The organism is Mesorhizobium sp. M6A.T.Ce.TU.016.01.1.1, from assembly GCF_003997065.1.
Classification (GTDB): domain Bacteria; phylum Pseudomonadota; class Alphaproteobacteria; order Rhizobiales; family Rhizobiaceae; genus Mesorhizobium; species Mesorhizobium mediterraneum.
The window spans coordinates 109,448-129,957 of sequence record NZ_RZTJ01000016.1 but is presented as its reverse complement, the minus strand read 5'-3'; the positions used below and the strand labels follow the sequence as shown (position 1 = coordinate 129,957).

Sequence of the window (20,510 nt, the reverse complement as noted above, 5' to 3'; positions counted from 1 at the left end):
ATGGCAAAAGGTAAATTCGAGCGTACAAAGCCTCATGTGAACATTGGCACGATTGGCCACGTCGATCATGGCAAGACGTCGTTGACGGCGGCGATCACCAAGTATTTTGGCGAATACAAGCGCTACGACCAGATTGATGCGGCGCCTGAGGAGAAGGCGCGCGGCATCACCATCTCGACGGCGCATGTCGAATACGAGACGGCTGCCCGCCACTACGCCCATGTCGACTGCCCCGGCCACGCCGACTATGTGAAGAACATGATCACCGGCGCTGCGCAGATGGACGGCGCGATCCTGGTTGTGTCGGCCGCTGACGGCCCGATGCCGCAGACCCGCGAGCACATCCTGCTGGCCCGTCAGGTCGGCGTGCCGTCGATCGTGGTGTTTTTGAACAAGGTCGACCAGGTCGACGACGCCGAGCTGCTCGAGCTGGTCGAGCTCGAGGTGCGTGAGCTGTTGACCAAGAACGAGTTCCCCGGCGACGACATTCCGATCGTCAAGGGCTCGGCGCTTGCGGCTTTGGAAGATTCCGACAAGAAGATCGGCGAGGACGCGATCCGCGAATTGATGGCTGCGGTCGACGACTACATCCCGATGCCGGTTCGCCCGCTCGACAAGCCGTTCCTGATGCCGATCGAGGACGTGTTCTCGATCTCGGGCCGCGGCACGGTTGTGACCGGTCGCGTCGAGCGCGGCGTGGTCAAGGTCGGCGAGGAGCTGGAGATCATCGGCATCCGTCCGACGACCAAGACGACCTGCACCGGCGTCGAGATGTTCCGCAAGCTGCTCGACCAGGGCCAGGCCGGCGACAACATCGGCGCGCTGCTGCGCGGTGTCGATCGTGAAGGTGTCGAGCGCGGCCAGGTTCTGGCCAAGCCGGGCACGGTCAAGCCGCACAAGAAGTTCGTGGCCGAAGCCTACATCCTGACCAAGGACGAAGGTGGCCGTCACACGCCGTTCTTCACCAACTACCGTCCGCAGTTCTATTTCCGCACGACCGACGTGACCGGCATCGTGTCGCTGCCGGAAGGCACCGAGATGGTGATGCCGGGCGACAACATCACGGTCGATGTCGAGCTGATCGTGCCGATCGCCATGGAAGAGAAGCTGCGCTTCGCCATCCGTGAAGGCGGCCGCACCGTCGGTGCCGGCATCGTCGTCACCATCAAAGAGTAATCGACACCGGCGTTGTCGGATCGACAAGGAAAGGGCGGTCTTCGGGCCGCCCTTTCTTTTATGACGCCTCACAGGGCGGGTATTGCGCGGTGGTTTCAACGCTATTGCAAGTACCATTGCCGCAACTACTATAGGTTGTATCAAGGGGGCTTTTGCCAAGCGTGGCTTCGGGGCGTCGTTCAAACAATATAGCAAGGTGGTGGCATGCGCTGGTTTGCCTGGTGCCGGTGCTCGCGATGGCAATGGCTGTCTTCGCCGCGAAGGCCCAGGACGCACCGACGCCGACATTGTCCGATCCTAGGTTATGGAATCCGAATTCATGGTACTTCCCGGGCACGTTGTCCGATAGTTTTTCGGAGATGCAATTCGTCGTTGTGCGAAGCAACGCGGCCGGTTGCGACCCCAACTGCCCGGAATGGATTTCGGCGGAGGGCGCCCTCGCGGCGGGCACGCCAGCGAAGCTCAAGCGTATATTGAAGACGCTCGGCCGCCGCAAACTGCCGATCATTGTCAATTCCCCGGGCGGCGATATCGACGCTGCGCTCCGGCTTGGTCGAATAATCCGCAAAAACAAGCTCAATATCGCCGTTGGCATAACCAAGTTTTCCGATTGTTGGCCCGGGATGGACGATTGCCAAGCCAATGATGGCAAGGGCGCCGCATATTTCGGCATTGCGTCCGACGGGGGCGCCATGTGCAACTCCGCATGTCCGCTGATGTTTGCCGGAGGCGTCGAGCGCGTGGTCGGTGGCTGGGCCTATCTGGGTGTTCATCAGATCACCACCACTTATTTCCCCTCAACACGGCATTTTCGAACCACCTATCAAACCATCCGTGGCAAAAGATATCGGGTCACCACGGAGACCGTCACTCAAGGCGAGAGCTACAAGACCTATAAAATGAGCAAGGCGTTTTCGAGAAAGATCTCGGCCTATCTCCGGGAGATGGGTGTCGGACAAGGCGTTCTAGGCATAATGAAGGCGACGCCCGCTAGCGACATCCGGCGGATCTCCCTCGCCGACATGCTGACGATGAAGCTGGCCACCAGCAGCGGCTCTCTCGACATATTTACCCAGGCGGGCTTATGCCGGCGGAGTCCTGCGCCGGCGAACTGCAGGGAGGTCCCGGCGAATGCCAAGCCGGCCGAGGCGGTAGCGATCGAGGCGAAGGCCGGACCTTCTCAACCGGCTCAAGCCCCACTTTCTCAGCCGGCCACGCCAGCGGCCAATGCCGGCGACGAAGGGTCGTATGGCAATCCCCCGCAAACCCTCATAGCCTGTATCGGAGGGGGATCGCGGGTAGCTGGGGCGAGCTCCACCTGTGACCCTGAGATGGAACCAATGCCGGCTTGGCGTTGGGGCGTGGCGAGTGGCCCATACACATCATCGGACATGAAGCCATGATCAGCCGGGATATGCGACTGGTTGCGCCAGCCTTCCGGAATAGCGCGACGAGCAGCGCGGAAAGCTATTTTCGTTGCTATTGGCAAGGGGGCGCGCCGTCGTATGTGGCCCACGCGGCGTCGACAACATCACGGTCGATGTCGAGCTGATCGTGCCGATCGCTATGGAGGAGAAGCTGCGCTTCGCCATCCGTGAAGGCGGCTGCACCGTCGGTGCCGGCATCGTCGTCACCATCAAAGAGTAATCGACCGGCATCTGCCGGATCGAATGCGAAAAGGGCAGTCCTCGGGCTGCCCTTTCTGCTTTTGGGGCACTGCCGACATGCGCCTGCGCAGTCGTTCCAAAACCTGTTGCAAGCGTCCAAACCTCAACTAGTATAGGTTGCATCGCGGGGGCTTGCCCAAATGGTTCCATGGCACCGTTTGAATGGCCAGACATGGTGGACGCTGGGGGTGATCTGCCTGGCGTCGTTCCTTGTCATGGGACACGCTGCCTTCGCGGCGAATACAAAAAAATCCGTGCCGGATCTTGGTCCGGCGATGCGGTTTGTCGTCGTCCGCAGCAGCGCGCCTGGTTGCGAGCCGACCTGCCCGGAATGGATATCGGCTGAAGGCTCGATAGAAGCCGGCACACCGGCCCTGTTCAAACGCACGCTCAAAGCACTCGGCCGCCGAAAACTGCCTGTTGTCGTGGACTCTCCCGGCGGCAACGTCGAAGCGGCGCTGGCGCTTGGCCGGCTTCTCCGCAAGAACAAACTCGATATCGCGGTCGGCAAAACCCGGTTCACCGGTTGCCAGCCCGAAGCCAAGGACTGCAACGAGAACGATGCCAAGGGCGCTCGCTATTTCGGCAATGCCTATGCCAGCGGCGCCATCTGCAATTCCGCTTGCCCGCTGATGTTTGCCGGCGGCATCAGGCGCGTGGTCGGGCAATGGGCCTATCTCGGCGTCCATCAGATCACCACGACCTACATCCGGACGAAATTGCAGTACCGGACCACCTATCGCGTGGTGAGGGGCAAGAAGAAGGTCCTCAGCAAGAAGATCGTCGGCCGCAAGAATGCCGGCAGCTACAAGACCTACGAGATGAGCAAGTCGGTGGAGAAAAGACTGGCGGCCTATCTGAAGGAAATGGGCGTCGGCCAAGGCGTGCTCGAGACGATGAAGAACACGCCGGCCAGCACCATCCAGCAACTGGCTCCCTACGACATGCTGCAGACGAAGCTCGTTACCAGCCTGGATGCCGTCGACCTGCTGACCGCGGCAACCCTGTGCAACACCGATCCGGTGGCCCCGAACTGCAGGGAAGTACCGGCGCCGGCCGGCGATGTGGTGGCATACGCCAAGCCCGCTCCCGCCGCGTCGGTCGAACGCGAAACCGTGCAGCGGGCCGATGTTGGCGATATGCGCTTCGTTCTGGTTCGAGGCAGAAGTTTTCTCTGCGATCCCAATTGTCCCGAATGGATCTCCGCGGAAGGCACGATTAGCGCTCAGACGCCGGAACGGCTGCGCCAACTGCTGGACAAGATCGGTGGTCGGCGATTGCCCGTGGTGATCAACTCGCCGGGAGGTGACGTGCTTGGCGCTCTGGCCGCCGGAAGGCTGATCCGAGAACGCAAGCTCGACGTGGCGGTTGCGCGGACGGACTTCATTGGATGCGAGCCGGACAAGGCGGATTGCACCGCCGAAGATGGCGTCTATGTCGGGCTCACGATCGATGCCAGCGGGGCGTGTGGGGCGGCCTGTCCGATCATGCTTGCCGGTGGTGTCAGGCGCCTTGTCGGCCCTCGTGCGCAATTGACCGTGGATTCCACGGGGTCGGAGCAGCAGGTCAAAACCTATCTCAAGGACATGGCGGTCGGACCCGGTCTGCTGGTGGCGATCCGGTCGGTGCCGGCTTCGCGTGATCGGCAGCTCGAACCCGACATGATGTTGAAAGTCGGGCTGACGACCGGGCTTGAATCGGTTGACGAATTTACCGGTCCGACCATCTGCAAATCGGCGCCAATGCCGGAGAATTGTCGCGTGGTTCCGACGTCCGAGGTTCAGGCTGACGCGCCCGTCAAGTTGTAAGGCGCAGGCATGCAGCCGGCCCAAGCTGGCCATCGAGGCAGGTTGAGCAACGTTCGATAGTTCCGCTATCGTCCGAAGCAAGTGACGCTCTGGCCGGTCGAGGATCGAGAATGAGCCAAAATATCCCGACATTGTTCGAATGGGCCGGCGGCACCGAAGCGCTGAATCGCCTGACCCAAACCTTCTACGGCAAGGTGTCTAGGGATTCCATCGTCGGCCCGGTGTTCAAGAACATGTCGCCGGACCATCCTGCGCACGTCGCGGCCTTCATCGGCGAGGTCTTTGGTGGACCGAAGACCTACAGCGAGGAGCATGGCGGCCACCGCGAGATGGTGATTCACCATCTCGGCAAGCACCTGAGCGAAGAACAGCGCCGCCGCTGGATCAATCTTCTCGCTGACGCTGCCGACGAGATCGGGCTGCCCGACGATCCGGAATTCCGCTCGGCTTTCATGGCCTATGTCGAATGGGGATCGCGGCTGGCGAAGATGAACTCCAACCTTGGCGAGACCTGCGATCCCGAGACCGAGCCGATGCCGGCCTGGGGCTGGGGCGTGCCCGGCGGGCCATACAAGCCGCCTTCGAGCGGATGATCCCGATTTGGCACGAAGATTTCCGACCTGATGCTGAAAGCAGGCAGGAATGAGACGATCAGATCAGACCGCTCTTTACAGCGCGCGCGGAAGCTTTTAGGAAGCGCCTGCTGCGCCGACACGCGCACGATACGGGCATAGCTCAGTTGGTAGAGCGGCGGTCTCCAAAACCGCAGGTCGTAGGTTCGAGCCCTGCTGCCCGTGCCATTTTTCGAAATGGCCAATTCATGAAAATTGTCTGGTCTTCCACGCATCGGCCCTTTGAAAATCGCGGGGTGACTTGCCATATAGGCTGTCTTGAGGCATAAGAGGCCATAGCCGGGACGGGACGACTGGATGGTTCCGAGGCGGCGTTTGGTCATAAAGCGGACACTTGCCACTTGCGTGGATCAAGAATCGGTTTTATGTAGACGAAACAGACACGCGACGCGTGGAGCTGGGAAGCCGGCTTTACGCGTCCGATTTGCATGGGCGAAATGATTGCGCTGATTCGGCGCGAACACAGGACTCAGGCGGCACATCCCGGCCAGCGGGATCATCCAGGAGATCCGGTCAACGGGTCTCGAAGACAGGCGGCACATGGCTTCGAAAACCACAAATCCTTTCGTCTTTCTCCAGCAGGTTCGCTCGGAGACCGCCAAGGTGACTTGGCCGTCACGGCGCGAAACGATGATTTCGACGGTGATGGTCCTGGCGTTCGCTGTGATCGCGATGATCTTTTTCTTTACCGCCGATCAGCTCATGGGCCTCGCGGTCGAGCAGATTCTGGGCATTGGACGCTAAGTCCGGCGATTACGGAGAAGTCTTGAGATGACTGCGCGGTGGTACATCGTCCACGCCTATTCGAACTTTGAAAAAAAGGTCGCCGAGGACATCGAGAACAAGGCCAAGCAGAAAGGCCTGTCCGCTGACATCGAGCAGATCGTCGTGCCGACCGAGAAGGTCGTCGAGATCCGGCGCGGCCGCAAGGTCGATGCCGAGCGCAAGTTCTTCCCGGGCTACGTGCTCTTGAAGGCCAATCTGACCGACGCGGTGTTCTCGCTCGTGAAGAACACGCCGAAGGTCACCGGCTTCCTGGGTGACTCGAAGCCGGTGCCGATCACCGAGGCCGAGGCCCAGCGCATCCTGAACCAGGTGCAGGAAGGCGTCGAGCGGCCGAAGCCGTCGGTCACTTTCGAGATCGGCGAGGCGATCCGCGTCTCGGACGGTCCGTTCGCGTCGTTCAACGGTTTCGTCCAGGAAGTGGACGAGGAGCGGGCGCGGCTCAAGGTGGAAGTTTCGATCTTCGGGCGCGCCGTGCCGGTCGATCTCGAATTCGGACAGGTCGAAAAGGGCTGATCCGAAACCCTTGTCGCCCATTCGGCGGTGAGGGGAGGCGGCGTGGAAATCGCGGCCAACACAGGTGGGAGGCGAATGCGGCTTTAGCCGGCCACGGGAACCGCACCACCAGACTGCAACCGCCGGTGTTGCCCACATAGTGGGGCCGGCATGAGATGAAGGCAGGAAAGAGATGGCTAAGAAAATTGCAGGCCAGCTCAAGCTCCAGGTTTCCGCGGGTTCGGCTACGCCGTCGCCCCCGATCGGACCGGCGCTTGGTCAGCGCGGCATCAACATCATGGAGTTCTGCAAGGCGTTCAACGCGCAGACCCAGGAAATGGAAAAGGGATCGCCGGTTCCGGTCGTGATCACCTATTACCAGGACAAGTCGTTCACCTTCGTCATGAAGACGCCGCCGGTGAGCTACTTCCTGAAGAAGGCCGCAAACCTGAAGTCGGGCTCGAAGGAGCCGGGCAAGGTCAAGGCCGGCACGATCGGCCGCGACAAGGTGCGCGCCATCGCCGAGCAGAAGATGAAGGATCTGAACGCAACCGATATCGAGGGGGCCATGCGCATGGTCGAGGGCTCCGCCCGCTCGATGGGTCTGGAAGTGGTGGGCTGAGATCATGGCAAAGATTGCAAAGCGTGTATCGAAGACCCGCGAAGGCATCGATCCCAACAAGGCCTATGCCTTGGGTGATGCGCTGAAGCTGCTCAAGGACCGGTCCTCGGTGAAGTTCGACGAGACCGTTGAAGTCGCGATGAACCTGGGTGTCGACCCGCGCCATGCCGACCAGATGGTCCGTGGCGTGGTCAATTTGCCGAACGGCACCGGCCGTACCGTCCGCGTCGCCGTTTTCGCGCGTGGTGACAAGGCCGAGGAAGCCAAGGCGGCCGGCGCCGATATCGTTGGCGCCGAGGATCTGGTCGACATCGTCCAGAAGGGCACGATCGACTTCGATCGCTGCATCGCCACGCCGGACATGATGCCGCTGGTCGGCCGTCTGGGCAAGGTGCTCGGCCCGCGCGGCATGATGCCGAACCCGAAGGTCGGCACCGTCACCACTGACGTCACCGCCGCCGTCAAGGCGTCGAAGGGCGGCGCCGTCGAGTTCCGCGTCGAGAAGGCCGGCATCGTGCATGGCGGCGTCGGCAAGATCTCGTTCGACGTCAAGGCGCTGGAAGAGAACGTCCGCGCGTTCGCCGACGCAGTGAACAAGGCGAAGCCGGCTGGCGCCAAGGGCAACTACGTCAAGAAGGTGTCGGTCACCTCGACGATGGGCCCGGGCCTCAAGCTCGACGTCTCGACGCTGGCAGCGTCCTGATACGACCTATTTGGATCGGCCGCTAAAGGGCCGATCCGCAAGCAGAATTCCGGGCCTCCGATTATCTTGGCGGCCCGGTACCGGAAGTCGAAAGGCTTCCGGACATCCTGTCCGAGATTGCGGGCGGCCCCAAGCCTTAGTTCAAGGGGGGCCTTAATTCATGTGGGCCTGCATGAGACGGGTGAAGACCGGACAACGGAGCGACTGCTCCAATGAAAGGTTCGAACCGTGTTTGCCTTTTGTCTGCGCACCATTCGGTTTGCCGGCTGGTGTGGCGAAAGGGGGCAGGATCCTCGAGCGTCGTTCGGGAGATCCGTTACTGGATGGCCCGGCCGGCAAAAGGCAACCCGACGCCTGTCCTCGTGAAAAGGGCAGGGGTCAACTGGAGATAGGCAGTGGACAGAGCGGAAAAACGCGAACTCGTCACGGGCCTGAATGAAGCGTTTTCGGGCGCAGGTTCAGTCGTCGTGGCCCACTACGCCGGTATCACCGTCGCGCAAATGAACGACCTTCGGTCGAAAATGCGTGTCGCCGGTGGCACCGTCAAAGTCGCGAAGAACCGTCTCGCCAAAATCGCTCTTCAGGGCACGGACTCCGCATCGATCATCGACCTGTTCAAGGGACAGACGCTGATCGCCTATTCGGAGGATCCGATTGCGGCGCCGAAGGTCGCGTCCGATTTCGCCAAGGGAAATGACAAGCTCGTCATTCTCGGTGGCGCAATGGGCACCACCTCGCTCAACGCCGACGGTGTGAAGGCACTCGCCACACTTCCGTCGCTCGATGAGCTGCGCGGCAGGCTGGTTGGCATGATCGCCACGCCGGCAACCCGGATCGCCCAGATCGTCAATGCGCCTGCGGCTTCGGTCGCGCGTGTCATCGGCGCTTACGCCCGGAAGGACGAGGCGGCATGAGGCCGTTCCTCGCTATCACAAACACACGTTCGAACCTTATGAAGGAATATTGCAATGGCTGATCTGGCAAAGATCGTAGACGACCTTTCGAAGCTGACCGTCCTTGAGGCGGCCGAGCTGTCGAAGCTTCTGGAAGAAAAGTGGGGCGTTTCCGCAGCTGCTCCGGTGGCGGTTGCCGCCGCTGGCGGTGCTGCGGCCGCAGCTGCTCCGGTCGAGGAAAAGACGGAATTCGACGTCGTCCTCACCGAGGCGGGCGCTCAGAAGATCAACGTCATCAAGGAAGTTCGCGCCATCACCGGTCTTGGCCTCAAGGAAGCCAAGGACCTGGTCGAGGCGGCTCCGAAGCCGGTCAAGGAAGCTGTTTCCAAGGCCGACGCGGACAAGTTCAAGGCCCAGCTGGAAGCAGCCGGCGCCAAGGTCGAACTGAAGTAAGCGTTTGATATCGGCGGGCGGCTTCGCGCCGTCCGCCACTCCCTTGGCGCGAAGGGAGGCTGCGTAACGCGAAGAGTACGAAAACCTCTTTCCTGAGGGCCGTAAACCGGCCTTCAGGAAACGGGTTTTCTCCCGTTTTGGCCGGCCACCGACAGGTGGCGGGTGAACAAATTGAAGGCCGCCGCCGAGGTGGCCGAGAATGCAAGGCGAGCCGCGGCGAGGCTCGCCCCGAGAATCGAGCTAAGGAGCGACGATGGCCCAGACACAAACTTTCAATGGCCGCAGACGCGTACGCAAATTCTTCGGAAAGATACCGGAAGTTGCGGAGATGCCGAACCTGATCGAGGTTCAGAAGGCATCCTATGATCAGTTCCTGATGGTGGAGGAGCCCAAGGGCGGGCGTCCTGACGAGGGACTGCAGGCGGTTTTCAGGTCGGTCTTCCCGATCTCCGACTTTTCCGGCTCCTCGATGCTGGAATTCGTGAAGTACGAGTTCGAAGGACCGAAATTCGACGTTGACGAATGCCGTCAGCGCGACCTTACCTATGCCGCGCCACTCAAGGTGACGCTGCGCCTCATCGTGTTCGATATCGATGAGGATACCGGCGCCAAGTCGATCAAGGACATCAAGGAGCAGGACGTCTACATGGGCGACATGCCGCTCATGACCTTGAACGGCACCTTCATCGTCAACGGCACCGAGCGTGTCATCGTCTCGCAGATGCACCGTTCGCCGGGCGTCTTCTTCGACCATGACAAGGGCAAGTCGCATTCGTCCGGCAAGCTGCTGTTTGCCGCGCGCGTCATCCCCTATCGCGGCTCGTGGCTCGACATCGAGTTCGACTCGAAGGACGTCGTGCACGCCCGCATCGATCGCCGCCGCAAGATTCCGGTGTCGTCGCTGTTGATGGCGCTCGGCATGGACGGCGAGGAGATCCTGTCGACCTTCTACAACAAGATCACCTACAAGCGCGCCGGCGACCACTGGCGCATCCCGTTCAACGTCGAGCGTTTCCGCGGCCTCAAGGCCGTTGGCGACCTGGTCGATGCAGACACCAACGAGGTCGTCGTCGAGGCAGGCAAGAAGATCACTGCCCGCCAGGCCAGGGCGCTCGGCGAAAAGGGTCTCAAGGCGATCAAGGCAACCGACGAGGATCTGCTCGGCAACTACCTTGCCGAGGACATCGTCAACTATGCGACCGGCGAGATTTTCCTCGAAGCCGGCGACGAGATCGACGAAAAGACGCTGAAGGTGCTTCTCAGCGCCGGCGATGACGAGATCAAGGTTCTCGACATCGACCACGTCAATGTCGGCGCCTATATCCGCAACACGCTCAACGTCGACAAGAACGAGAGCCGCCAGGACGCGCTGTTCGACATCTACCGTGTCATGCGCCCCGGCGAGCCGCCGACGCTCGAAACCGCCGAAGCCATGTTCAACTCGCTGTTCTTCGACAGCGAGCGCTATGACCTGTCGGCCGTCGGCCGCGTCAAGATGAACATGCGCCTCGAGCTCAAGGCCGAGGATACCGTGCGCGTGCTGCGCAAGGACGATATCCTGGCCGTGGTCAGGACGCTGGTCGAACTGCGCGACGGTAAGGGCGAGATCGACGACATCGACAATCTCGGCAATCGCCGCGTGCGCTCGGTCGGCGAGCTGATGGAGAACCAGTACCGTGTCGGCCTGCTGCGCATGGAGCGCGCGATCAAGGAACGTATGTCCTCGATCGAGATCGACACGGTGATGCCGCAGGATCTGATCAACGCCAAGCCGGCGGCTGCCGCCGTGCGCGAGTTCTTCGGTTCCTCGCAGCTGTCGCAGTTCATGGACCAGACCAACCCGCTGTCGGAGATCACCCACAAGCGCCGTCTCTCGGCGCTTGGACCCGGTGGTCTGACCCGCGAGCGCGCCGGCTTCGAGGTGCGCGACGTGCACCCGACGCATTACGGCCGCATCTGCCCGATCGAGACGCCGGAAGGCCCGAACATCGGTCTGATCAACTCGCTGGCCACCTTTGCGCGCGTCAACAAGTACGGCTTCATCGAGAGCCCGTACCGCAAGATCGTCAACGGCAAGCTGACCAATGAGGTCGTCTACCTGTCGGCGATGGAAGAGGCCAAGCATCACGTTGCGCAGGCCAATGCCGAGCTCGACAAGAATGGTGGTTTCGTCGACGAATTCGTCATTTGCCGCAACGCCGGCGAAGTGATGATGGCGCCGCGCGAAAACGTCGATCTGATGGACGTGTCGCCGAAGCAGATGGTGTCGGTGGCCGCGGCCCTGATCCCGTTCCTCGAGAACGACGACGCCAACCGCGCTCTGATGGGCTCGAACATGCAGCGTCAGGCCGTGCCGCTGGTGCGCGCCGAAGCGCCGTTTGTCGGCACCGGCATGGAGCCGATCGTCGCCCGTGACTCGGGCGCCGCCATCGGCGCCCGCCGCGGCGGCATCGTCGACCAGGTGGACGCGACGCGTATCGTCATCCGCGCTACGGAAGATCTCGATCCCGGCAAGTCGGGCGTCGACATCTACCGGCTGATGAAGTTCCAGCGTTCGAACCAGAACACCTGCATCAACCAGCGCCCGCTGGTGCGTATGGGTGACCGGGTCAACAAGGGCGACATCATCGCCGACGGTCCGTCGACCGAGCTCGGCGATCTGGCGCTCGGCCGCAACGTGCTGGTCGCGTTCATGCCGTGGAATGGCTACAACTATGAGGACTCGATCCTCTTGTCCGAGCGCATCGTCGCCGACGACGTCTTCACCTCGATCCACATCGAGGAGTTCGAGGTCATGGCGCGCGACACCAAGCTCGGGCCGGAGGAAATCACGCGCGACATTCCCAACGTCTCGGAAGAAGCGCTGAAGAACCTCGATGAGGCCGGCATCGTCTATATCGGTGCGGAAGTGCAGCCGGGCGACATCCTGGTCGGCAAAATCACGCCGAAGGGCGAAAGCCCGATGACGCCGGAAGAAAAGCTTCTGCGCGCCATCTTCGGTGAAAAGGCATCGGACGTGCGTGACACTTCCATGCGCATGCCGCCTGGAACCTTCGGCACCGTCGTCGAAGTGCGCGTCTTCAACCGCCACGGTGTGGAGAAGGACGAGCGCGCCATGGCGATCGAACGCGAGGAGATCGAACGCCTCGCCAAGGATCGCGACGACGAGCAGGCGATCCTCGACCGCAACGTCTATTCGCGCCTTTCCGACGTTCTTGTCGGCAAGGAAGCGATTGCCGGGCCGAAGGGCTTCAAGAAGGGCTCGAAACTGTCGAAGGACTCGCTCGACGAGTATCCGCGTTCGCAGTGGTGGCAGTTTGCGGTGGAGAACGAAAAGCTCCAGAGCGAACTGGAAGCCCTGCGTGGCCAGTACGACGATTCCAAGAAGGCGCTCGAACAGCGCTTCATGGACAAGGTCGAGAAGGTACAGCGCGGCGACGAGATGCCTCCCGGCGTCATGAAGATGGTCAAGGTCTTCGTGGCCGTGAAGCGCAAGATGCAGCCCGGCGACAAGATGGCCGGCCGGCACGGCAACAAGGGTGTCGTGTCGCGGATCGTTCCGGTCGAGGACATGCCGTTCCTCGAGGACGGCACGCATGCCGATATCGTGCTCAACCCGCTGGGTGTGCCGAGCCGCATGAATGTCGGCCAGATCCTGGAGACGCATCTGGGCTGGGCTTGCGCCGGAATGGGCAGGAAGATCGGCGATCTGATCGACGCCTACAAGACGGCCGGCGACATCAAGCCGTTGCGCAAGACGCTTGAGAGCTTCATGCCGGCCAACGACCGCAACGAGCCGATCCGCGAATACGACGACGAGAGCATCGTTCGCCTCAGCGAGCAGATGCGTCGCGGCGTCTCCATCGCGACACCGGTGTTCGACGGTGCGCACGAGGCCGACATCAACATCATGCTGGAGCAGGCGGGCCTGCACACCAGCGGTCAGTCGCAGCTCTATGACGGACGCACCGGCGAGCCGTTCGATCGCAAGGTGACGATGGGCTACATATATATGCTCAAGCTTCACCATCTTGTGGACGACAAGATCCACGCGCGTTCGATCGGGCCGTACTCGCTCGTTACCCAGCAGCCTCTGGGCGGCAAGGCGCAGTTCGGTGGCCAGCGCTTCGGCGAGATGGAGGTCTGGGCGCTCGAAGCGTACGGCGCCGCCTACACGCTGCAGGAGATGCTGACGGTGAAGTCGGATGACGTCGCCGGCCGCACCAAGGTCTACGAGGCGATCGTCAGAGGCGACGACACGTTCGAGGCCGGCATTCCCGAGAGCTTCAACGTTCTCGTCAAGGAAATGCGGTCTCTGGGCCTCAATGTCGAGCTGGAGAACACCAAGCTGGACGACAACCCGGTCCGGCTGCCCGACGCGGCCGAGTGAGCAAGACGTCCGGTCGCGGCTCCCGCGACCGGACGCCGAGCATGATCCCGAAAAGTGGTTACCGGTTTTCGGCCAAGATCATGCTCAAACAAGAAGTTTCTTCGGCCGATGGCCGACAAGTCTGCGGGCGTTTGGCCCGCGCTAGATGCAAGGGGTTTTCGAGGACCCCGAAAAGGAGAACGGCATGAACCAAGAGGTCATGAATCTCTTCAATCCCCAGGCGCCTGCGCAGGTGTTCGATTCCATCCGGATCTCGCTCGCCAGCCCTGAGAAGATTCTGTCCTGGTCGTTCGGCGAGATCAAGAAGCCGGAGACCATCAACTACCGCACCTTCAAGCCGGAGCGCGACGGCCTGTTCTGCGCGCGCATTTTTGGTCCGATCAAGGACTACGAATGCCTGTGCGGCAAGTACAAGCGCATGAAGTACAAGGGCGTTATCTGCGAAAAGTGCGGCGTCGAAGTCACGCTGTCGCGCGTCCGCCGCGAGCGCATGGGCCATATCGAGCTGGCCGCGCCCGTCGCCCATATCTGGTTCCTGAAGTCGCTGCCGTCGCGTATCGGCACGCTGCTCGACATGACGCTGAAGGATATCGAGCGCGTTCTCTACTTCGAGAACTATATCGTCACCGAGCCCGGCCTCACCGCGCTGAAGGAGCACCAGCTCCTCAGCGAGGAAGAGTACATGATGGCCGTCGACGAATATGGCGAGGATAGCTTCACCGCCATGATCGGCGCCGAGGCCATTCATGACCTTCTGGCCGGCATGGACCTGGAGAAGATCGCCGGCGACCTGCGTTCGGAGCTGGCTTCGACCACGTCCGAGCTGAAGCAGAAGAAGTATCTGAAGCGGCTCAAGGTCGTCGAGAACTTCATGGAGTCCGGCAACCGTCCGGAATGGATGATCATGAAGGTGGTTCCGGTCATTCCGCCGGACCTGCGCCCGCTTGTCCCGTTGGACGGTGGCCGTTTCGCCACGTCCGATCTCAACGATCTCTATCGCCGCGTCATCAACCGCAACAACCGCCTGAAGCGGCTGATCGAGCTGCGCGCACCCGGCATCATCGTGCGCAATGAAAAGCGCATGCTGCAGGAAGCTGTCGACGCACTGTTCGACAATGGCCGTCGCGGCCGCGTCATCACCGGCGCCAACAAGCGTCCGCTGAAGTCGCTGTCCGACATGCTCAAGGGCAAGCAGGGCCGGTTCCGCCAGAACCTGCTCGGCAAGCGCGTCGACTATTCCGGCCGCTCGGTCATCGTGACCGGCCCGGAGCTCAAGCTGCACCAGTGCGGCCTGCCGAAGAAGATGGCGCTCGAACTGTTCAAGCCCTTCATCTACGCCCGTCTCGACGCCAAGGGTTATTCCTCGACCGTCAAGCAGGCGAAGAAGCTGGTCGAGAAGGAGCGCCCGGAGGTCTGGGATATCCTCGACGAGGTCATCCGCGAGCATCCGGTGCTGTTGAACCGCGCGCCGACGCTGCACCGCCTCGGCATCCAGGCGTTCGAGCCGATCCTGATCGAAGGCAAGGCGATCCAGCTTCACCCGCTGGTCTGCACGGCCTTCAACGCCGACTTCGACGGCGACCAGATGGCGGTTCACGTGCCGCTGTCGCTGGAAGCACAGCTTGAAGCCCGCGTGCTGATGATGTCGACCAACAACATCCTGCACCCGGCTTCCGGCGCGCCGATCATCGTGCCGTCGCAGGACATGGTTCTAGGTCTCTACTATCTCTCGATCGTCAATCAGAACGAGCCGGGCGAGGGCATGGTGTTTGCCGACATGGGCGAACTCCAGCATGCGCTCGAGACCAAGGCGGTGACGTTGCATTCCAAGATCAAGGGTCGTTTCCGCACGGTCGATGCCGAAGGCAAAGTCGTGTCGAAGATCCATGACACCACGCCTGGCCGCATGATCATCGGCGAACTGCTGCCGAAGAATGTCAACGTGCCTTACGAGACCGCCAACCAGGAGATGACCAAGAAGAACATCTCCAAGATGATCGACACCGTCTACCGCCATTGCGGTCAGAAGGAGACGGTCATTTTCTGCGACCGCATCATGGCCCTCGGCTTCAGCCACGCCTGCCGCGCCGGCATTTCGTTCGGCAAGGACGACATGCTGATCCCGGATGCCAAGATCAAGCTGGTCTCCGACACCGAGGCTTTGGCCAAGGAATACGAGCAGCAGTACAATGACGGCCTGATCACGCAGGGCGAGAAGTACAACAAGGTCGTCGACGCCTGGGCCAAGTGCTCGGAAAAGGTCGCCGACGAGATGATGGCCCGCATCAAGGCGGTCGAGTTCGAGGACAATGGCCGTCAAAAGCCGATGAACTCGATCTACATGATGTCGCACTCCGGTGCGCGCGGCTCGCCCACCCAGATGCGCCAGCTTGCCGGTATGCGCGGCCTGATGGCCAAGCCTAGCGGTGAGATCATCGAGACGCCGATCATCTCGAACTTCAAGGAAGGCCTGACCGTGCTCGAGTACTTCAACTCGACCCACGGCGCCCGCAAGGGTCTGGCCGACACCGCCTTGAAGACGGCGAACTCGGGCTACCTCACCCGTCGTCTGGTCGACGTGGCGCAGGACTGCATCGTCAACTCCGTCGACTGCGGCACCGACAAGGGCCTCACCATGCAGCCGATCGTCGATGCCGGCCAGGTCGTCGCCTCCGTCGGCCAGCGCGTTCTCGGCCGCACGTCGCTCGACGACATCACTCATCCGGTCACGGGTGAGGTTCTGGTCAAGGCCGGAACGCTGATGGACGAACGCGACGTGGAAGAGATCGAAAAGGCCGGCGTCCAGTCGGTCCGCATCCGCTCGGCGCTGACCTGCGACGTCAGGGTCGGTGTCTGCGCGGTCTGCTACGGACGCGATCTGGCCCGCGGCACCCCGGTCAACCAGGGCGAGGCTGTCGGCGTCATCGCCGCGCAGTCGATCGGCGAGCCGGGCACCCAGCTCACCATGCGTACCTTCCACATGGGCGGTACGGCGCAGGTGGTGGATAGCTCGTTCCTTGAAGCCTCCTATGAGGGCAAGGTCGAGATCCGCAATCGCAACGTGGTGCGCAACTCCGACGGCCAGCAGATGGTCATGGGCCGCAACATGGCGGTGCTGATCCTCGACGAAGCCGGCAAGGAGCGTGCCACGCACCGCCTCACCTATGGTTCGCGCATCTTCGTGGACGATGGCGACAAGGTGAAGCGCGGCCAGCGCGTTGCCGAGTGGGATCCCTATACCCGCCCGATCCTCACCGAGATCGAGGGCAAGGTGGCGTTCGAGGATCTGGTCGACGGCATTTCCGTTCAGGAGACGGCCGACGAATCGACCGGCATCACCAAGCGCGAGGTCATCGACTGGCGTTCGACGCCACGCGGCAACGACCTCAAGCCGGCGATCGTCGTCCAGGATGCCAAGGGCAAGGTCGGCAAACTGTCGAAGGGCGGCGACGCCCGCTTCCTGCTCTCGGTCGAGGCCATTCTTTCGGTCGAGCCGGGTGCGCAGGTTCGCCCCGGCGACGTGCTGGCGCGTATCCCGATGGAAAGCGCCAAGACCAAGGACATCACCGGCGGTCTGCCGCGTGTTGCCGAACTGTTCGAGGCACGCCGTCCGAAGGATCACGCCATCATCGCCGAGATCGACGGCACGATCCGCTTCGGCCGCGACTACAAGAACAAGCGCCGCATCATCATCGAGCCACATGACTCGACGCTTGAGCCGGTCGAATACCTGATCCCGAAGGGCAAGCCGTTCCATCTCCAGGACGGCGACGTCATCGAGAAGGGCGACTACATCCTCGACGGCAATCCGGCGCCGCACGACATCCTGGCGATCAAGGGCGTGGAGGCGCTTGCGTCCTACCTCGTCAACGAGATCCAGGAGGTCTACCGCCTGCAGGGCGTGTCGATCAACGACAAGCACATCGAGGTGATCGTTCGCCAGATGCTGCAGAAGGTCGAGATCACCGTCCAGGGCGACTCGACCTACATTCCGGGCGACCACGTCGACGTGATCGAGCTGGAAGAGGTCAACGAGCGCCTGGTCGAGGACGGCAAGAAGCCGGCCGAAGGCCAGCCGGTGCTCTTGGGCATCACCAAGGCCTCGCTGCAGACGCCGTCCTTCATCTCGGCCGCCTCCTTCCAGGAGACGACCAGGGTGCTGACCGAAGCGGCGGTTGCCGGCAAGACCGACATGCTGCAGGGGCTGAAGGAAAACGTCATCGTCGGCCGGCTGATCCCGGCCGGCACCGGCGGCACGATGAGCCAGATCCGGCGCATCGCCACCTCGCGCGACGAGTTGATCATCGACGAGCGCCGCAAGGCGTCAGGCGTCGAGGTCGCCGAACCGATGTTGACCGACATGGTCAACGCCGCGCAGTAAGCGCGGCGTCACAGATCTCAGGCAACAAAGCCGTCGGGGCAACCCGGCGGCTTTTTTGTTTGCTGCGTTGAAGCGTATGTCGATGGTGACGGAATGGGAGTAATGCGATAGCCCTGCCGTTCACGGGGAGAAGGTGGCGGCAGCCAGCTGAGGGGCGGCGCAACGTTTGCAAGATGGTCAGGACCGGAGCGATGGTCGCTCCTTACAGCTTCAGTCGAAAAACGCTTCCACTACATTGCGCTTGCCGAGCATGAAGGCGTCGGCGACATGCTGCAGCGGGGCGAGATCGACATCGGAGACGCCGGCGCGCACGATCTCGGCGAAACGCCTGTAGAGCATCGGATATTCGGCTTCCGGCTCGTCGTGAACGACGCGGCCGTCGACCTCGAGTTTTGATCCGCCGCCCGAAAGCACCATCGCGCCCTTGTCCGTCTCGGCCAGAATGTCCCAGCTTTGCGGGCCGGTCTGGCGCCAGTCGAGCTCCATCGTCACCGGCAATCCACCAGAGGTGCGGAAGGCGATATGGGCGGCGATCGGGGCGGCGCGGTTTTCGGGAAAATCGAGAATTGCCGAGGTGATGAACATCGCCGGCAATATGTGGGTCGCGATCGACAGCGCGTTGATGCCGGGATCGAAGACGCCGAAGCCGCCTGGGGCCCAGATCCAGTCCTGATTCGGGTGCCAGCGGCGCACGTCTTCCTTCCAGTTGATGGCTGCCGATCTGATCTGGGTCGAGCCGAGGAATGCACGCGCGGCTTCCACCGCCGGCGCATAGCGCGAATGCCAACTGGCGAACAGCGAGACGCCGTTCGCGACCGCTAGCGCCTTCAAATCCTCGACCTCGCTGACCGTGGCGCCGGGCGGCTTTTCCAGGAAGACATGCTTTTTCGCTTCGAGCGCGGTCCGTGCGGCATCATAGCGGAACTGCGGCGGCATGCAGAGCGATACGGCATCGAACTCCGGCACAGCGTCGAGCATCGCCTCGATGGTTGGGAAATTCGGGATGTCTTCCACCTTGCCGTGCCGGCTGGCGGCGGCGGCAAGGCGATAGGCCTGGTCCTTTGCCAAGGCCGGCAGGTGCTGGTCGCGGACGATCTTTCCCACCCCGACGATGCCGAGCTTGATGGGGTTGCTGTTCGAGGACATGGGAGACTCCGCGGATTGGATGCGCTTGGCTGTCAGCAGCGAATGGTTCTTAGCAGAGAACCGATGCCGGGCAAGTCTCGGCAGAGTCGGACATGACGGTCCCAGGCGAGGGCAGGTACAGCGCCATTGCCTCTCGTTCAGACTGGCCCTGCTTCAGACTGGCCCTGCTTCAGGCCGGAACGTCGAAGGTGACGATCGATACTTCGCCTTCGAGCGCGCCCTGATAGGCCGACAAATGCGGCTCTTCGTCGGGCACGCCGTCCAGGTCGCCGATCTGGTCGAGCTCCGCCTCGGCGTAACCTTCGGCCGAGAGCGATTCGAGCGCCCGGCGCACCGCCGAATCGTCGTCGGGCGCGACCAGCATGAGGTGGACGCCTTCCGGCTTGCCGCCCTTCCTTTTCCATGCCCGGCCGGTGATGATGGTGACCGGGCGCTCATCATTGTCGTTCACGGGCTGATTCCTCCGGGCGAGGGGATTTGCGCTATTCATGCCGCCTTTTTCGCATGAAGCATGGCCGCGCAACAGCCGAAAGCCGGTCACTTTCTTCCTTCCTCTTGCAAAATGACGAAAGAAAATTACATGCGCCTTTCGCATGGCTGCCAAGCCTTGGTTTCAGCGTAATATTTGGCGCTCCGGGGTTGACGGGCAACAGGCTTGCGAGTAGAAGCCGGCCAGTCAGAACCGATGTGAGGCTCTCCCTTCCGAAGCGACACGCTTTGGAGTTTGCCTCAAACAGGGTTCGTTTTACGAGCGAAAAGACATTTCCGGCGTGCATGAAGCGGCTTCCGCTTCCTCTGCCATTTGTTCGGGCAAGACCGCGAGGCGCGGTTTGTGGCCCGAATTTGCGTATGGAAATGACGCTTTGAGCGGCCCTGACCGGGCGAGACACGGAATTGAGAGACAAGAGGGTTTAATGCCTACCGTCAACCAGCTGATCCGCAAGCCGCGCATTGCGCCGGTGAAGCGCAACAAGGTCCCGGCCATGCAGCAGAACCCGCAGAAGCGGGGCGTCTGCACGCGCGTCTACACAACGACGCCGAAGAAGCCGAACTCGGCGCTGCGCAAGGTCGCCAAGATCCGCCTGACCAATGGTTTTGAAGTGATCGGCTACATCCCCGGCGAAGGCCACAACCTTCAGGAACACTCGGTGGTGATGATCCGCGGCGGCCGCGTCAAGGATCTTCCGGGCGTCCGCTACCATATCATCCGCGGCGTGCTCGACACGCAGGGTGTGAAGAACCGCAAGCAGCGCCGTTCGAAGTACGGCGCCAAGCGTCCGAAGTGACCGAAGCGTAGCCAAGGTCATCCCGGACGGCGCCAGGCGACGATCCGGGATCCAGGCCACCACGCAGAATTGAGG

At 61.9% G+C, this 20,510-nt stretch carries 15 protein-coding genes, 1 tRNA gene and 1 pseudogene; 15 read left to right on the top strand and 2 right to left on the bottom strand.

The window, feature by feature from the left end:
* The 14 genes and pseudogenes from tuf (EOC94_RS24810) to rpoC all read left to right on the top strand — a co-directional run.
* Positions 1-1,176: elongation factor Tu (gene tuf, locus EOC94_RS24810; RefSeq protein WP_127294077.1), on the top strand; the 1,176-nt coding region annotated here is incomplete at its 5' end.
* Positions 1,177-1,397: 221 nt separating this feature from the next.
* Complete coding sequence (locus EOC94_RS24805) at positions 1,398-2,579, top strand: hypothetical protein (protein ID WP_127294075.1); 1,182 nt, start codon at positions 1,398-1,400, stop codon at positions 2,577-2,579.
* Positions 2,580-2,700: 121 nt separating this feature from the next.
* Positions 2,701-2,823, top strand: a pseudogene (gene tuf, locus EOC94_RS24800) (elongation factor Tu); the annotation flags it as partial.
* 160 nt (positions 2,824-2,983) lie between these two features.
* Entirely contained in the window at positions 2,984-4,651 is a 1,668-nt protein-coding gene (locus tag EOC94_RS24795; RefSeq protein ID WP_127294073.1) for a hypothetical protein, read from the top strand.
* A 110-nt stretch (positions 4,652-4,761) separates the two neighbouring features.
* Positions 4,762-5,244 carry a group II truncated hemoglobin gene (locus EOC94_RS24790; RefSeq protein WP_127294071.1) on the top strand — a complete coding sequence of 161 codons (483 nt, stop codon included), beginning with the start codon at positions 4,762-4,764 and terminating at the stop codon, positions 5,242-5,244.
* Between the two features lie 131 nt (positions 5,245-5,375).
* Positions 5,376-5,451: transfer RNA gene (locus EOC94_RS24785), tRNA-Trp, on the top strand.
* A 372-nt stretch (positions 5,452-5,823) separates the two neighbouring features.
* Positions 5,824-6,027, top strand: a complete 204-nt coding sequence (gene secE, locus EOC94_RS24780) for a preprotein translocase subunit SecE (RefSeq protein WP_029352158.1) — start codon at positions 5,824-5,826, stop codon at positions 6,025-6,027.
* 27 nt (positions 6,028-6,054) lie between these two features.
* Positions 6,055-6,582, top strand: coding sequence for a transcription termination/antitermination protein NusG (nusG, locus tag EOC94_RS24775; protein ID WP_006333333.1), 528 nt, complete (start codon positions 6,055-6,057; stop codon positions 6,580-6,582).
* 172 nt (positions 6,583-6,754) lie between these two features.
* Positions 6,755-7,183: a 50S ribosomal protein L11 gene (gene rplK / locus EOC94_RS24770; protein ID WP_023798121.1), complete on the top strand. Its 429-nt coding sequence runs from the start codon at positions 6,755-6,757 to the stop codon at positions 7,181-7,183.
* A gap of 4 nt (positions 7,184-7,187) precedes the next feature.
* Entirely contained in the window at positions 7,188-7,886 is a 699-nt protein-coding gene (gene rplA, locus EOC94_RS24765) for a 50S ribosomal protein L1 (RefSeq protein WP_095488825.1), read from the top strand.
* 395 nt (positions 7,887-8,281) lie between these two features.
* Complete coding sequence (gene rplJ, locus EOC94_RS24760) at positions 8,282-8,800, top strand: 50S ribosomal protein L10 (RefSeq protein WP_065011395.1); 519 nt, start codon at positions 8,282-8,284, stop codon at positions 8,798-8,800.
* 54 nt (positions 8,801-8,854) lie between these two features.
* A complete protein-coding gene (gene rplL, locus EOC94_RS24755; RefSeq protein ID WP_023680442.1) occupies positions 8,855-9,232 on the top strand; it encodes a 50S ribosomal protein L7/L12 in 378 nt (125 codons plus the stop codon).
* Between the two features lie 253 nt (positions 9,233-9,485).
* Entirely contained in the window at positions 9,486-13,622 is a 4,137-nt protein-coding gene (gene rpoB, locus EOC94_RS24750) for a DNA-directed RNA polymerase subunit beta (RefSeq protein ID WP_127294069.1), read from the top strand.
* Between the two features lie 184 nt (positions 13,623-13,806).
* The gene (rpoC, locus tag EOC94_RS24745; RefSeq protein WP_095488829.1) at positions 13,807-18,003 is read left to right on the top strand and encodes a DNA-directed RNA polymerase subunit beta'; all 4,197 of its coding nucleotides are present in this window, start codon (positions 13,807-13,809) and stop codon (positions 18,001-18,003) included.
* Positions 18,004-18,213: 210 nt separating this feature from the next.
* Here the strand turns inward: rpoC and EOC94_RS24740 are convergent, their stop codons facing one another.
* Both EOC94_RS24740 and EOC94_RS24735 read right to left on the bottom strand, forming a co-directional pair.
* On the bottom strand, positions 18,214-19,149 hold the full coding sequence (locus EOC94_RS24740; protein WP_127294067.1) for a Gfo/Idh/MocA family oxidoreductase: 936 nt from the start codon (positions 19,147-19,149) through the stop codon (positions 18,214-18,216).
* A 169-nt stretch (positions 19,150-19,318) separates the two neighbouring features.
* Positions 19,319-19,600: a transcriptional regulator gene (locus EOC94_RS24735; RefSeq protein WP_095488828.1), complete on the bottom strand. Its 282-nt coding sequence runs from the start codon at positions 19,598-19,600 to the stop codon at positions 19,319-19,321.
* 463 nt (positions 19,601-20,063) lie between these two features.
* On the opposite strand from EOC94_RS24735, the gene rpsL reads away from it, so the two are divergent.
* Positions 20,064-20,435 carry a 30S ribosomal protein S12 gene (rpsL, locus tag EOC94_RS24730; RefSeq protein ID WP_006333356.1) on the top strand — a complete coding sequence of 124 codons (372 nt, stop codon included), beginning with the start codon at positions 20,064-20,066 and terminating at the stop codon, positions 20,433-20,435.
* Positions 20,436-20,510: the final 75 nt, after the last annotated feature.